The organism is Patulibacter defluvii, from assembly GCF_034096925.1.
GTDB classification, from domain to species: Bacteria; Actinomycetota; Thermoleophilia; order Solirubrobacterales; family Solirubrobacteraceae; genus Patulibacter; species Patulibacter defluvii.
The window spans coordinates 1-14,075 of record NZ_JAWZSQ010000014.1; the positions used below are offsets into that span (position 1 = coordinate 1).

Annotated in this window: 16 protein-coding genes; all 16 read right to left on the reverse strand. The window is 74.7% G+C overall.

The window, feature by feature from the left end:
- Positions 1–384: lipoyl domain-containing protein (locus tag SH587_RS14570; RefSeq protein WP_320671360.1), on the reverse strand; the 384-nt coding region annotated here is incomplete at its 3' end.
- Entirely contained in the window at positions 381–1,598 is a 1,218-nt protein-coding gene (locus tag SH587_RS14575) for a M20 family metallopeptidase (RefSeq protein ID WP_320671361.1), read from the reverse strand. The genes SH587_RS14575 and SH587_RS14570, both read right to left, overlap by 4 nt.
- Positions 1,595–2,365: an SDR family NAD(P)-dependent oxidoreductase gene (locus tag SH587_RS14580; RefSeq protein WP_320671362.1), complete on the reverse strand. Its 771-nt coding sequence runs from the start codon at positions 2,363–2,365 to the stop codon at positions 1,595–1,597. The genes SH587_RS14575 and SH587_RS14580 overlap by 4 nt, the downstream gene beginning before the upstream one ends.
- Positions 2,362–3,387 (reverse strand): alpha-ketoacid dehydrogenase subunit beta, encoded by a 1,026-nt coding sequence (locus SH587_RS14585; RefSeq protein ID WP_320671363.1) that lies wholly within the window; start codon positions 3,385–3,387, stop codon positions 2,362–2,364. The genes SH587_RS14580 and SH587_RS14585 overlap by 4 nt, the downstream gene beginning before the upstream one ends.
- Positions 3,384–4,340, reverse strand: a complete 957-nt coding sequence (locus SH587_RS14590) for a thiamine pyrophosphate-dependent dehydrogenase E1 component subunit alpha (protein WP_320671364.1) — start codon at positions 4,338–4,340, stop codon at positions 3,384–3,386. Before SH587_RS14590 ends, SH587_RS14585 begins: the two co-directional genes overlap by 4 nt.
- Positions 4,337–4,777 (reverse strand): VOC family protein, encoded by a 441-nt coding sequence (locus SH587_RS14595; RefSeq protein WP_320671365.1) that lies wholly within the window; start codon positions 4,775–4,777, stop codon positions 4,337–4,339. The genes SH587_RS14590 and SH587_RS14595 overlap by 4 nt, the downstream gene beginning before the upstream one ends.
- Positions 4,774–5,517 carry a GntR family transcriptional regulator gene (locus SH587_RS14600; RefSeq protein ID WP_320671366.1) on the reverse strand — a complete coding sequence of 248 codons (744 nt, stop codon included), beginning with the start codon at positions 5,515–5,517 and terminating at the stop codon, positions 4,774–4,776. Before SH587_RS14600 ends, SH587_RS14595 begins: the two co-directional genes overlap by 4 nt.
- Entirely contained in the window at positions 5,514–6,938 is a 1,425-nt protein-coding gene (locus SH587_RS14605; protein ID WP_320671367.1) for an amidohydrolase family protein, read from the reverse strand. The genes SH587_RS14600 and SH587_RS14605 overlap by 4 nt, the downstream gene beginning before the upstream one ends.
- The gene (locus SH587_RS14610; protein ID WP_320671368.1) at positions 6,935–7,669 is read right to left on the reverse strand and encodes an amidohydrolase family protein; all 735 of its coding nucleotides are present in this window, start codon (positions 7,667–7,669) and stop codon (positions 6,935–6,937) included. The genes SH587_RS14605 and SH587_RS14610 overlap by 4 nt, the downstream gene beginning before the upstream one ends.
- On the reverse strand, positions 7,666–8,448 hold the full coding sequence (locus SH587_RS14615; protein ID WP_320671369.1) for an ABC transporter permease: 783 nt from the start codon (positions 8,446–8,448) through the stop codon (positions 7,666–7,668). Before SH587_RS14615 ends, SH587_RS14610 begins: the two co-directional genes overlap by 4 nt.
- A 1-nt stretch (position 8,449) precedes the next feature.
- Positions 8,450–9,223 (reverse strand): ABC transporter permease, encoded by a 774-nt coding sequence (locus SH587_RS14620; RefSeq protein ID WP_320671370.1) that lies wholly within the window; start codon positions 9,221–9,223, stop codon positions 8,450–8,452.
- Entirely contained in the window at positions 9,220–10,053 is an 834-nt protein-coding gene (locus SH587_RS14625; RefSeq protein ID WP_320671371.1) for an ABC transporter ATP-binding protein, read from the reverse strand. The genes SH587_RS14620 and SH587_RS14625 overlap by 4 nt, the downstream gene beginning before the upstream one ends.
- Positions 10,054–10,060: 7 nt before the next feature.
- A complete protein-coding gene (locus tag SH587_RS14630; RefSeq protein WP_320671372.1) occupies positions 10,061–10,798 on the reverse strand; it encodes an amidohydrolase family protein in 738 nt (245 codons plus the stop codon).
- A 4-nt stretch (positions 10,799–10,802) separates the two neighbouring features.
- Entirely contained in the window at positions 10,803–11,858 is a 1,056-nt protein-coding gene (locus SH587_RS14635) for an ABC transporter substrate-binding protein (RefSeq protein WP_320671373.1), read from the reverse strand.
- A 24-nt stretch (positions 11,859–11,882) separates the two neighbouring features.
- Positions 11,883–13,655, reverse strand: coding sequence for a gamma-glutamyltransferase family protein (locus SH587_RS14640; RefSeq protein ID WP_320671374.1), 1,773 nt, complete (start codon positions 13,653–13,655; stop codon positions 11,883–11,885).
- Positions 13,652–14,053 (reverse strand): allophanate hydrolase-related protein, encoded by a 402-nt coding sequence (locus SH587_RS14645; RefSeq protein ID WP_320671375.1) that lies wholly within the window; start codon positions 14,051–14,053, stop codon positions 13,652–13,654. Before SH587_RS14645 ends, SH587_RS14640 begins: the two co-directional genes overlap by 4 nt.
- Between the last annotated feature and the right edge of the window lie 22 nt (positions 14,054–14,075).

Genomic DNA, 14,075 nt, shown 5'->3' on the forward strand with positions numbered 1-14,075 from the left:
CAGCGGCGACGCCGGCACGGCCGGGTCGCCGGGCGGGGTCGCGACGCCGGTCGCCGTCACCGGCGCGACGGGGGCGGCGACCGCGTCCGCCGCCGCGGCCGCGGGCGCAGGCGCCGACGCGGACCCGCCCTCGCCGGCCTCCAGCCGCGCGATCGTCGCGCCGACCGGCAGGGTCTCCCCCGCCTCGGCGACGATCCGCAGGACCCCGTCGGCCTCGGCCTCGTGGATCAGCGTCGCCTTGTCGATCTCGATCTCGACCAGCTCGTCGCCGCGGGCGACGGCCTCGCCCTCCTCCTTCAGCCACTGCAGCACGGTGCCCTCCTCCATCGCCTCGGAGAGGCGCGGCATCGGGACCTCGACGGTGGCCGGGGTGATCGTGCTCACGGGCGGTCCTCCTGCTCGGGGGTGCGGCCGCTGATCGGGGTGCCCCAGGCCGCCACCAGCCGCTCGAGCACGCGGACCGCGGTCTCCAGCTGCTCGACGGTCACGTGCTCGTCGGCGACATGGGCGTGCTTCGGCAGCCCCGGACCCCAGACGGTCGAGCTGCGCGAGCCGGTCAGGGCGGCGATCATCGACGCGTCGGTGTAGGCCTCGTGGCCGTCCTCGCCGCCCTGCGGCAGCCGCGCGCCGTCGTGGACCTCCTCCCACGCCGCCCGCAGGCCCTGGACGATCGGGCTGGCGTCGTCGGCCACCACCGGCGGCCGGCCGACGCCGAGCCCGCGCAGCTCGTAGCGGCTGCCCGGGAAGCGGGCGATCACGCCGTCGGCGATCTCGCGGACCAGCGCGGTCGCGTCCTCGGGGGCCGCCGGCGGCACCACGCGGACGTCCAGCTCGACCCGGCAGGATCCGGGGATCACGTTGGTGGCGACGCCGCCGTGGACCACGCCGGCGGTGCAGCGCGGCGGCCCCAGCAGCGGGTGCTCGCCGGCCAGGCCGCCGACCCGCTCCTTCAGCTCGCAGACGATCAGCGCCGCCAGGTGGTTGGCGTCGATCCCGTCGCGGTGGGCGCGGCCGGCGTGCGACATCCGGCCGTGGACGACCAGCTCCAGCCAGCGCAGCCCGACCTGGGCGATCCGCAGCCGCAGGCCGGTCGGCTCGAGCGCCAGCACCTGGTCGTCGCCGCCGACCAGGCCGTCGGCGACGAGCGCGTGGACGCCGCGCATCGACGGGCCCTCCTCGTCGACCGTCGCCGCCAGGACCAGGTCGCCGGGCGGCGCGGGGCCGTCGGCGAACGCCTCGAGGGTCGCGACGGCGACGGCCAGGCCGGCCTTCATGTCGCACGAGCCGCGGCCCCAGATCGCCCCGTCGCGCAGCTCGCCGCCGAGCGGGTCGACCGTCCAGTGGTCGCCGACCGGGACGGTGTCCATGTGGGCCGAGAGCACCAGCCGCGGCGCGTCGCCGGTCCCGGGGACGGTGAAGACCAGGTTCTCGCCGCCGCCGGGCACCGGCTGGCGACGGGTCCGGATCCCCGGCCGGTCGAGCCGCTGCGCCAGCCAGGCGATCACCTCGGCCTCCTGCGGTCCCGGGCTCTGGGAGTCGATCCGGACCAGCTGTTGGAGGTCGCGGACGACGGTCTCGATCGCGACGGCGGTGGTCATCCGGTCAGGGCTCCTGCATCGACGTTGACGGACTCCCCGGTGACCCCCGAGGCGAGGGGCGACGCCAGCCAGACCGCGGTCCGGCCGACCTCGGGCGCGGCGACCAGCCGGCCGAGCGCGGTCTCGCCGGCGTAGCCGGCCAGCACGGCGGCGGCGTCGGCGCCGTCGCGGGCGGCCTGGGCCGCGGCGACCCGCTGCAGCATCGGCGTGTCGACGTTGCCGGGGCAGATCGCGTTGACCCGGATCCCGTGGCGGCCGACCTCGGCCGCGAACGACTCGACCACGCCCTGGAGCGCGAACTTCGACGCGCAGTAGGCGGCGGCGCCGGCCTCGCCACGCTTGCCGGCGGTCGAGGAGAGGAAGACGAACGAGCCCGGCCGGGCCGCCTCAACCATCGCCCGTGCGAACGCCTGGGCGACGTGCAGCGCGCCGGTCAGGTTGACCGCCATCGTCCGCTCGTAGCCGGCCCAGTCGAAGTCGAGGATCTCGAAGGTCGGGGCGAGGCCGGCGGCGTAGACGACCGCGTCGACCGGCCCGGCGGCGGTCGCCGCGCGGGCGACGGCCTCGCGGTCGCCGGCGTCGAGCGCGGCGGCGAGGTGGCCCTCCCCCGGCAGCTCCGCGACCAGCCCGGCCGCGGCGGCACCGTCGAGGTCGTAGGCGAGGACGGTCGCCCCGGCGGCCGCGAAGGCCTGCGCGGTGGCGGCGCCGAGCGCGCCCGCGGCGCCGACGACGGCGGCCCGGAAGCCCGGTTCCAGCAGCCCGCTCACGCGCCGACCAGCTTCGCCGCGGCGGTCCGGATCGCGTCGGTCGTCGGCAGCACCGCCTGCTCCAGGGTCAGCGCGGCCGGGATCGGCACGTCGGGGACGGCCAGCCGGTCGAAGGCCCGCAGCCCGGAGAGGCCGACCTGCTCGATCACCCGCGTCAGCAGCTCGGCGGAGAGGCCGAAGCTGCGGTAGTCCTCGTCGACCACCAGCAGCCGGCCGGTGCGGGCGGCCGACGCGGCGACCGTCTCGACGTCGAGCGGGACCACCGAGCGGAGGTCGACGACCTCGGCCTGGATCCCGTCGGCGGCCAGCGCCTCGGCCGCCTCCAGCGCGCTGGTGACCGAGAGCCCGAGGGTGGCGATCGTCAGGTCGTCGCCCTCGCGGACGGTCGCGGCCTGGCCGAGCGGCACCACGTAGCGCTCCTCCGGGACCGCGGCGCCGTGGCGGAACTGGTCGGCGCGGCGCACCAGCAGGCTCTTGTGCTCGATGTAGACGACCGGGTCGTCCGACTCGAGGCTGGCCGCCATCAGGCCCTTGTAGTCGTAGGGGCACGAGGGCACGACGACCTTCAGCCCCGGCAGGTGGGCGAACGTCCCCCACAGGCACTGCGAGTGCTGGGCGGCCGCGCCGAGGATCCCGCCGGCGGTCTTGAAGACCATCGGCATCGCGACGTTGCCGCCCGACATGTAGCGGTTCTTGGCCGCGGCGTTGTAGACCTGCTCCAGGCAGACGCCGACGAAGTCGACGAACATGATCTCGACCAGCGGCCGGTAGCCGGCCATCGCCAGCCCGACGCCCATCCCGGTGAAGCCCATCTCGGCGATCGGGGTGTCGCGCACGCGCTGCTCGCCGAACCGCTTCTGGAGGTCGCGGGTCGAGCCGAAGACGCCGCCCATCCGGCCGACGTCCTCGCCGAGCACGAGGACCTTCTCGTCGCGCTCGATCTCGAGCCCGATCGCCTCGGCGACGAAGGCCGAGGTCGGGCGGTTGCGGAGGGCGGTCGTGGTGTCGGTGGTCGTGCTCATGCGGCGAAGACGTGGTCGAGGGCGCGGGCGGGATCGGGCATCGGGTCCTCGCGGACGCTGGCCAGCAGCGCCTGCATCTCGGCGTGGGCCTCGCCGTCGATCGCGTCGAGGGCGGCAGCGTCGGCGGTCCCGGCGGCGGTTAGCCGCTCGCGGGCGATCAGCAGCGGGTCGCCGTCGCGGCGGATCCGCTCGTGCTCGTCCTTGGTCCGGTAGGTCTGGGCGTCGCCCTCGTAGTGGCCCTGGAAGCGGAAGCAGGTCGCCTCCAGCACGCACGGCGCGGGGTCGCGGCGGGTCTCCTGCACCAGCCGCGCGAAGGCCTCGGCGACGACCTCGGCGTCGGTGCCGTCGATCGTCTCGCCGACGCAGTCGTAGGCGACGGCGCGCTCGGCGATCGTCGCGGTCGGGATCACGTCCTCGCTCGAGACGCTGATCCCGTAGCTGTTGTTCTCGACCACGATCAGCAGCGGCAGCTCCCAGGCAGCGGCCATCGTCATGCACTCGTGGAAGGTGCCGTGGTTGCTGCCGGCGTCGCCGGTGACCGCGACCGCGACCCCGTCGCGCCCCTCCAGCCGCATCGCGTAGGCGTAGCCGAGGGCGACCGGCAGCGAGGCGCCGACGATCCCGGTGGCGGAGAAGTTGGTGCCCGGGTCGAAGGGATGCATGTGGCCGCCGTAGCCGCCGCAGAGCCCGGTCGAGCGCTCGTAGATCTCGGCCAGCAGCGCCCGCGGGTCGGTGCCCTTGACCAGCCCGTGGGCGTGGTTGCGGTGGGTCGAGACGAGCGCGTCGTCGGTCCGCAGGACCCCGGCCATGCCGGCGGCGATCGCCTCCTGGCCGATCCCGGTGTGCAGCTCGCCGTGGACCTCGCCGGTCGCCACGCCCGCGATGCACGCCAGTTCGAACTCCCGGATCCGCGCCATCCAGCGGTAGCGCTCGAGCGGGGTGACGGTGGTCATGGCTGCGGGATCTCCTCGAGTTCGATGACGCTGCCGGCCGGCTCGCGGACGTAGACCGCGCGGCCCTCCGGGAAGCCGACGATCTCGCCGACGGGGACCGCGCCGAGCGCCCCGACGTGGGCCAGGGCGGCGTCGAGGTCGTCGACCTCGAAGCAGACGTGGCCGTGGCCGACGCGGACCGGGGCCTCGTCCTCGCGCCCCGGCGGGACGTCGCGGAAGGCGATCAGCTCGATCTGCTGGCGGGTCCCGGGCAGGGTCAGCTGGGCCAGGTCGCAGCGGACGTCGGGCAGCCCGACGGTCGGCCGGATCAGGTCGGTCATGTCGCGGTCGGAGAACGCCAGCTCGGCGCCGAACGCGGCCCGGTAGAAGCCGATCGCGACGTCGATGTCGCGGACGGCCAGCGAGCAGTGCGCCAGCCGGAAGCGCGGGGCGCTCATCGCTCCCCCTGGCCGCTGCCGTGGAGGTCGCGCTGCTGCGAGAACCAGCGGGCGATCAGGACGCCGCTGCGGCGGATGTGCTCGCGCATCGCCAGCGTCGCCAGCTGCTCGGAGCGCAGCTGGAGCGCCTGCAGGATCGCCTCGTGGTGGCGGACGTCCTCCTCCAGCTCGCCACGGTCGCGGATCGCGTCGAGCGTGACGTTGCGCGGCAGCGAGACGTTGAGCGTGCGGACCATGTGCGCCAGCCGCTCGTTGTGGGAGGCGTCGAGGATCAGCTCGTGGAAGCGGTTGTGGGCGGCGATCCAGGCGCTGCGGGCCTCGGGCAGCGTGCCGCCGCTCTCGAAGTCGCGGACCATCTCGGTCCGGAAGCCGGCGACGGCGGTGGCCAGCTCGGCCAGCTCCTCGCCGGTGATCCGCTGGGCGGCGAGGCCGGCGGCCAGGCCCTCCAGCTCGGCCCGGATCAGGTAGCCGTCGCGGATCGAGGCCGGGTCGGGGCCGGTCACGCGCGAGCCGCGGTTGGGCAGCGCCTCGACCATCCCGATCACCTCGAGCCGCCGCAGCGCCTCGCGGATCGGCTGGCGGCTGGTGCCGAAGTGGGCGGCCAGCTTGTCCTGCCGCAGCCAGGTGCCGTAGGCGAACTCGCCGACCATGATCGCGTTGGCGATCTCGCCGGTCAGCCGCTCGACGACCGACTCGCCGTTGCCCGCGTCGCCGTTCGCCTGCTCGCCGTTGCCGCTCATCCGCGCACCTCCACGCCTGGTTCGCTCCGCCCGGCCCGCTCGGCCAGCCGTCGCCACGCCCCGTCGACCCGCGACCACGTCTCCGCGGTCGCCCCCCGTCGCGCCGTCCGCCCGGCCGCGTCGAGCGCCAGCCGCTCGCTCGCCCGCGACGCCGCCGCGTCGACCGCCTCCGCGACCGTCGCCGGCCACGGGAAGACCAGCTCGCCGTCGACCCAGGTCCGCGCGACCGCGTCGCGATCGGCCTCGGTCACGACCGTCGTCCGCGGGTCGGCCGCGCCGAGCGCCGCCGGCAGCCGCAGCGCGACCACGTCGGCCCGTGCTCCGACGGCCAGCCGCCCGAGGTCGTCGCGGACCAGCGCCGCCGCCCCGCCGGCCCAGGCCATCCGCAGCGCCTCGCGCGCGCTCACGACCGTTCCCCGCGCGGCGGCGACCGCGATCGCCCGCCGCAGCTCGGCGAAGGCGTCGGGCGGGTCGGTGGGCAGGTGGGAGTCGCAGCCGAAGGCCACCCGCAGGCCGGCGTCGAGCCGTTCGCGCAGCGGCAGCCGGCCGACCCCGATCAGCTCGTTCGAGCCCGGGTTGTGGACCAGCACCGCGCCGCTCGCGGCCAGCCGCGCGACGTCGTCGTCGGCCAGCCAGACGCCGTGGGCGAGCGAGGTCGCCGGGCCCAGCAGGCCGGCGCCGTCGAGCCGCGCGAGCGGGTCGCCGGCGACGTCGGCCAGCAGCCGCTGGCGGGGGCTCTCCAGCAGGTGGGCATGGATCCGGCGGGCGCCGGCCGCGGCGATCGCCGCCAGCGCGCGGTCGGAGCACCACTGCGGAGCGACCGGACCGACGGCGTCGATCGTCGCCCGCCCGACCCGGCGGCCGAGCAGGCCGCCGGCGACCTCCGCGAACCGCTCGGGCGCGATCCCGCGGGCCGGCGCGTCGACGTCGTCCGGTCCCCACTCGTCGCGGTCGGTCAGGCCGAGGGCGAGCGCGGCGCGGGCGCCGGAGGCCCCGTAGCCGTCGAGCACCGCCCGGGCGCTCGCCGCGTAGGCGTCCTCGTCGCCGAAGTCGTGGACCAGCGCCTGGGTGGCGGTGATCCCGGTCGCGAGCCCGTCGGCTCCCGAGCGCAGCGCCTCGTCGCGCGGGTCGAGCGGGGTCGCCTCGGCGAGCGCGACCAGGAACCGCTCCAGCGGCCCGCCGCCGATCCCGTGCGCGGCCAGCGGCGTCCGGCGGGCGTGCGAGTGGGCGTCGATCAGGCCCGGCAGCAGCACGTCGTGGTGGCCGCCGTCCTGCGCCTCGGGCACGCTCGCCCGCAGCTCGCCGGCCGGGCCGACGGCGGCGATCGCGCCGTCCCGGACCAGCAGCGCGGCGTCGCGCAGCGGCTCGGCGTCGGCGTCGACCAGCAGCACCGAGCCGCTGATGACGAGCGGTCGGCTCACAGCCCGAAGACCTCGATCGCCGTGCCGGAGAGGCAGCGCTCGAGCGCCGCGTCGTCGAGCCCGAGGGCCCGGAACTTGGCCAGCTCGACCGGCAGGTTCTCGACCGCGTCGGAGCCGAGCATGATCCGCTCGGGACCCAGCTCGGAGACCAGCCAGGCGGTGTCGAGCACCGGGCACCACGAGGTCTCCAGGACCACGTTCGGGCACTCGCGGGCGACGATCCCGGCCTGGCGGCTGGCGACGCCCATCCCGGCGTGGGCCAGCACCACGGTCACGTCGGCGAACTCGCGCGCCAGCGGCAGGCAGTGGGCGGGGCTGGCGAACGGCTCGCCGACGCCGCCGGTGTGGATCATCACCGGCACGCCCAGCCGCCGGGCCTCGGCGAAGACCGTGCGGCCGTCGCGCGAGTCCGGCTCGACCGCGTGGCCGATCGTGTGCAGCTTCAGCGCCACGAAGCCCAGCTCGCGCACGCAGCGCTCGGCCTCGGCCGCGTAGGCCGCGCGGTCGCGGTGCGGGTTGAGGTTGACGATCCCCCGCACCCGGCCGTCGCTGGCGGGGCCGAGCGCGGCGATCCGGTCGTGGACGCCCTCCGGGTCCTCGGCGCCCGGGAACGGCATCACCAGCACCCGGTGCAGGTCGTGCCGCTCGACGCAGCGAAGGACGGTCTCCTCGGGGATGTCGGCGTCGAAGACCCGGCAGTCCCCCAGGTGCTGGTGGGCGTCGACGATCATCGCGGCTCCAGGTAGGACGCGTAGCGGCGGGCCAGCCAGCCGGTCAGCCCGAAGGCGATCAGCGCCAGCAGCGCGGCCAGGACCACGCCGGCCCACATCAGCTCGATGTCGAACTGGACGCCGGACTGGAGGATCAGGTACCCGAGCCCCTCGCTCGACGTCACCCACTCGGCGATCATCGCGCCGAGGATGCAGGCGGCCGCGCCGACCTGGAAGGCGGAGAACAGGTACGGCAGCGCCGCCGGGATCCGGACCCGCCGGAACACCTCCCAGCCGCCGGCGCCGCAGATCTCCATCAGCTCGAGCATCTCGCGCGGGACCGAGCGGAAGCCGAGCACGCCGTTGACCAGCGTCGGGAAGAAGACGATCAGGGCCGAGATCGCGATCACCGTCGCGCTGCCGCTGCCGAGCGCCAGGGTCAGGAACGGGGCCAGCGCGATCACCGGGATCACCCGGATCACGAGCGCCAGCGGCAGCACCACGCGAGCGGCGGTGGCCGAGGCGGCGACCAGCAGCGCGCCGACGATCCCGATCAGGTTGCCGGCGACGAAGCCGCCGAAGGCCCCGATCAGGGTCGTCTTGGTGGCGTCCCAGAGGGTCGAGGACTGGTTGCCGGCCTCGCGCAGGACGTCGAGCGGCGCCGGCAGCACGTCGTCGGCCGGTTGCGCGATCGCCTTGACCAGGAACCAGGCGCCGATCACGACGGTGGCCGCGATCAGGCTCGGGAGCATCCGCCGCAGCGGGTTGGGGCGCGCGGTGGCGACGGTGGCGGTGCTCATCTCAGGCCTCCACGCGGATCGGCTGGACCGACGGATGCCAGCCGAAGAGCCGGCGGCCGGTGAACGAGAACAGCGCGTAGACGATCAGCGAGAGCGCCGACGCGACGATCAGCGACGCCCAGATCGTCGGCACGTCGTAGCTGGTCATCGAGAACAGGATCATCAGGCCCAGGCCCTTCTCGGCCCCGACCCACTCGGCCAGCATCGCGCCGACGATCGCCGCCGGCGCCGCGACCGTGAAGGCGGCGAAGAGCGGCGGCAGCGCGTACGGCAGCTTGACCCGGCGGAAGGTCTGCCAGCCGCCGGCGCCGGCCAGCGACAGCATCTCGATCGTGCGCGGGTCGGTCTGACGCAGCGCCTGCGAGAGGTTGATCAGGACCGGGAAGAACGAGGCCAGGGCGGCGATGATGATCTTGGTCGAGATCCCCGCCCCGAACCAGATCACCAGCACCGGGGCGAGCGCGATCAGCGGCAGCGAGTAGACGGCCAGCGCGATCTGCTGAAGCCCCTCGCCGAGCGCCCGGAAGCGGTCGGCGACGAGCGCGATCGCGATCGCCAGCAGGACCCCGGCGCTGAAGCCGAGGGCCGCCTCGGTCATCGTCGCGCCGGCGTTCTCGGCCAGCGCCGAGCGCCCGTCCCAGATCGCCTCCAGGACCTTCGGCGGCGACGGCCAGAGCGTGCCCGGGTGGTCGTTGGCGAGGGCCATCCCCCACCAGGCCGCCAGCAGCAGCAGGTACGAGCAGCCCGCCAGGATCCGCGAGCGGCGGGTGCTCACGAGCCCGTCCCCTCGTCGTGCAGCAGCAGCCGGGTCAGCTCGCGGGTGTGCTGGAAGAAGCGCTCGTCCTCGAGCATCTCCAGCGTCCGCGGCCGCGGCAGGTCGATCTTGCGCTCGGCGACGATCCGGCCCGGGCGGGCGGCCATCACGAAGACGCGGTCGGACAGGTAGACCGCCTCGCCGACGTTGTGGGTCACCAGCAGCGCGGTCGTGCGCCGCTCCGACCAGATCCGCAGCAGCTCGGCGTTCATCCGCTGGCGGGTGATCTCGTCGAGCGCGCCGAACGGCTCGTCGAGCAGCAGGATCGAGGGATCGAGGGCCAGCGCTCGCGCGATCCCGACCCGCCGCTGCATGCCGCCGGAGAGCTTCGACGGCGCCGCCCGCTCGAAGTCGGCCAGGCCGACCAGCCGCAGCAGCTCGCGGGCCCGCTCGCGCCGCTGGGCCGCGTTGCCGTGCCGGGCCACGACCATCGGCAGCTCGACGTTCTCCAGCGCGGTCCGCCAGGGCAGCAGCACCGGATCCTGGAAGACGAAGCCGAACTCGCGGTCGTCGCGGGCGGCGGTCGCCTCGCGGCCGGCGATCCGGACCTCGCCGCCCGACGGCGGCAGCAGCCCGGCGATGATCCGCAGCAGCGTCGACTTGCCGCAGCCGGACGGGCCGACCAGCGACACGAACTCGCCCGCGCGGATGCTGAGCGCGATCTGCTGCAGCGCGACGAACGTGTCGCCGTCGATGTCGAAGCGGCGGTCGACGTCGCGGACGTCGATCGCCAGCGGCGGCTCGACGCCCTCGGCCGTCGCCTCCCGCGGGTCGACCGGATTCGTCTCCATCATGCGATCAGGCCTCCTCGATCCGGAGCAGTCGGGCCAGGTTGGCGCCCTCGACCTTCGCGCGGTCGGCGGCGTCGGGGATCGCCCGCGCGATCTTCGCCCGCTCGAGGTCGAAGTCGTTGCCGGGCCAGTCGGTCCCGAGCACGATCTTGTCGGCCCCGACCTGCTCGTAGGCGGTGCGGACGTCGAGCAGCTGGGTGCCGGACGTCTCCAGGTAGACGTTCTCGGTCCGGTTGGCGACCAGGATCGCCTCCATCAGGTTCCAGATCGTCCCCATGTGGGCGATCAGCACCGGCACCGTCGGGAAGCCGCGAACGATCTCCTCGATCGAGAGCGGCGCGCAGAACGGGTCGTCGAGCGCGTTGACCAGCACCGTCAGGCCGTGCTCGGCGGCGGCCTCGAGGATCGGGTCGAGCAGCGCGTGGTCGCAGAAGTGGTACCCGTGCATCGTCGGGTGCAGCTTCAGCCCGCGGAGGCCCGCGGCGGCGCAGCGGGCGATCTCCTCGACCGCCCCCGGCGCCCGCGGGTTGACCTGGCCGAACCCGATCAGGCGATCGGGGTGGCGCTCGGTCACCTGGCGGATGTAGTCGTTGTCGATCATCTGCCCCAGCGAGCAGACGACCGCGCGATCGACGCCGCCGGCGTCCATCGTCTCCAGCATCCGCTCGACGCTGAAGCCGTCCCCGGCCAGGTAGTCGGAGTTGCCGGCGCCCGGCCAGGCGTTGTTGTAGGCGTCGATCACCATCGGCTCAGGCCCCCGAGAGCGTGGTCTTGCCGTCGAACGCGGCGTCGAGGATCTCGGTCGTCATCACGTCGGCGGCCTTCAGCGGCTTGGCCAGCGCCTTCGCGGCGACGTACGAGTCGATGATCTGCTGCATCCGCTCCTCGGTGATCCGCATCAGGCCGTCGGCGCTCTGGATCAGCGGCGCCTGGGCCTTGTTGACGGCGATCTCGGTCGCGGGCTTGAGGCCGCGCGGACCGTACTTCGTGGCCACCAGCTTGCCCATCTCGTCCGGGTGGGCGACCGCGTACTCCCAGCCCTTGATCGACGCGCGCAGGTGCTTGACCAGCAGCTCGCGGTCGTTCTTCACGCGGTCGGGGGTGGTGATCAGGACGTTGCCGTAGTTGTGCAGCCCGAGGTCGTCGAGCAGCACGCTGACCACCTGGACGCCCTGCTGCTGGAGGCTGATCCCCTGCTGCGTGGCGTAGCCGAAGTAGGCGTCGACCTGCTTGTTGACCAGCTGCGCCGGGTCGGGGCCGGCGGGCAGGAACTTGACGTCGCCGGGGTCGACGCCGGCCTTCTTCAGCAGCGGCTCGAGCAGCGGCCGGGTGGCCGGCGAGAGCGCGACCTTCTTGCCCGCGAAGTCGGCCAGCGTGCGGACCGGCTTGCCGGGCAGGCTGAGGACCGCGTAGGGCGACTTCTGGAAGATCGTGCCGTAGATGACGAGCTTCGTGCCCTTGGCGATCGCCTGCAGCACGGTCCCGTTGTCGTCGTTGCCGACGGTCGCCTTGCCGTTCGAGACGACCTGCGAGGCGATGATGTTCGGGCCGCCGGCGCGGACGTCGACGCTCAGGCCCTCGGCCTTGTAGTAGCCCTTCTCCTGGGCGGCGAAGAAGCCGTCGAACTGGGAGAGCTTCAGCCAGCCGAGCTGGTCGGTCACCTCGCTGCCGCCACCCCCGCCGGAGTCCCCGGAGCCGCTGCCGCAGGCGGTCAGCAGGCTGCTGCCGCCGAGCAGGGCGACGCCGGCCCCCGCCATCCGCAGGGCGCCTCGGCGGGTCATCCGCCCGTTGAACTCAGGTCCCATCAGATCCTCTCCTTGGTCTTCCCGCTAGCGCCCGAGGGCGTAGTTGATGCGGCGCGGATCCGCCCCGGCCGCCAGCACGCGCCGGCCCTCCACCGGCGCCTGCAGGTCCAGCACCATCGACACCGCACCGGCGTCGAACTCGAAGTCCGGCCAGTGCCGGACGTCGTGCCCCCAACTGGTCAGCGCCGCGCCGATCGCGTCGTCGAACCGGCCCTCCAGCGAGACCCGTGCGGGCACCTCGCCGTGGGGGAAGAAGGAGTCGGGCCAGGCGAACGCGGCGAACCGCGGCGCCTCGACCGCCTGCTGCGGGGTCATCCCGAACACGGTCAGGTTCAGGAACGCCTGCAGCATCCCCTGCAGGATCACGTCGCCGCCGGGGCAGCCGAAGGCCAGCACCCGCGGCTCGCCGCCGGCCGGGTCGGCGGCCACGCCGAGCGCCGGGGCCGGGGTCATCCGCGGCCGCTTGCCGGGCGCGATCGCCGCCGGGTGGGCCGGGTCGAGCCGGCTCTGGACCCCGCGCGGCGAGACGAACATGCCCAGCTCGGGGATGATCGGCGCCCCGTCGAGCGTGTCCGAGGGCATCGCCGAGAAGGCGTTGCCGTCGGCGTCGATCGTGCACAGGTAGGTGGTGTCGAAGCGGCCGCCGTAGTCGCTGCCGCCGGCGCTGAGGCCGGGCAGCGCGGTGCCGGGGGCGATCCGCTCGCGCAGCTCGGCGGCGTGCTCGTCGGAGAGCAGCCGCTCGAGCGGGACGTCGACGTGGCGCGGGTCGCCGTAGTAGCGCTCGCGGTCGTAGAAGGCGAGCTTCGTCGCCTCGGCCACCAGGTGCACGTACTCGGGGCTGTTGTGGCCGAGCGCGGCCAGGTCGTAGCCGTCGAGGATCGCCAGCGCCTGCAGCATCGCCGGGCCCTGGCACCAGGTGCTCGGGGTCCACAGCTGCCACTCGCCGACCTGGCGGCGGACGGCCGGCTCGACCTCGGCCGAGAAGCCGGCCAGGTCGTCGGTGGTCAGCCAGCCGTCGTTGTCGGCGGCCCAGCGGGCGATGATCGCGGCCGGCTCGCCGCGGTAGAAGGCGTCGTGGACGGCGTCGAGGGCGGCCTCGCGGGTGGCGCCCCGCTCGGCGGCGGCCAGCTGCTCCAGCAGCCGCCCGAGCGCGTCCTGGACCAGCCGCTCGCCGGTCCGCAGCGGGCGGCCGTCGCGCAGGTAGACCGCGGCCGAGCTGGGCCAGCGACCGAAGCCGGACGACATCACCTGCAGCGACTCGGCCAGCCGCAGGTCGATCGGGAAGCCCTCGCGGGCGAGCCGGATCGCCTCGGCGGCGCAGTCGGCGAAGGTCCAGGTGCCGAACCGCTGGAGGGCCCGGATCCAGGCCGAGAGCGCGGCGGGCACGACCCCGACCGGGGCGCCGAGCGGCATGTCGCCGCCGAAGCGGGCGGCGACCGTCTCCGGGGTCGCGCCGCTGCCCCACCAGCCGAGGCCGGCGACGCTGTGGACGGTCTCGTCGCCGGCGGCGCGGAGGACGATCGGGGCGACGCCGCCGAGGTTGCACTGGTCGACCTGGACGACGTTGCTGGCGAGGCCGGCGGCGACGCCGGCGTCGACCGCGTTGCCGCCGCGCTCGAAGACGGCCGCCGCGACCTGAGCGACCAGCGGGTGGCCGGCGGCGACCATGTAGTGCTCGCCGACCAGCGTCGGCCTCAGCGACTCGGGCGGGGCGAAGGCCTCGGGCGTCGGGCCGTTGGCCCGCATCCCGCCGCCGATCGTGTTGCGCGGGCCGTCGGTGATCGGGGTGCTGCTCATGCGCGGGCCTCGGCCGTGGCCGCCGCGCGGTAGGCGCGCCAGCCGCCGTGGGCGGTGATCTCGACCGCGTCGGCGGGCAGCGCGCCGGCGACCCAGAGGACGCCGATCCGCAGGCCCAGGCCCTCCAGCTCGACGACGCCGATCCCGAGCCCGGCGGGCTCGCCGTCGAGGACGGCGGCGAGGGTCGAGAGCGGCAGGTCGTAGAGCTCGCCGGCGATCGCGGCGCCGGCCGTCTCGTCGCGGACCATCGCCGGGTGGACGTCGCCGACCGAGTACAGGCGGTAGGCCGGGACGGTCGTCGCCTCGGCCACCAGCGGCGCCCCGGCGAGGTTGTCGTGGAGCGCCAGGCCACGCATCAGCGTGCCGTTGACGAAGAGCTCGATCCGCTGGTCCACCATCGTTGGCGCCACCCTAGCTCGG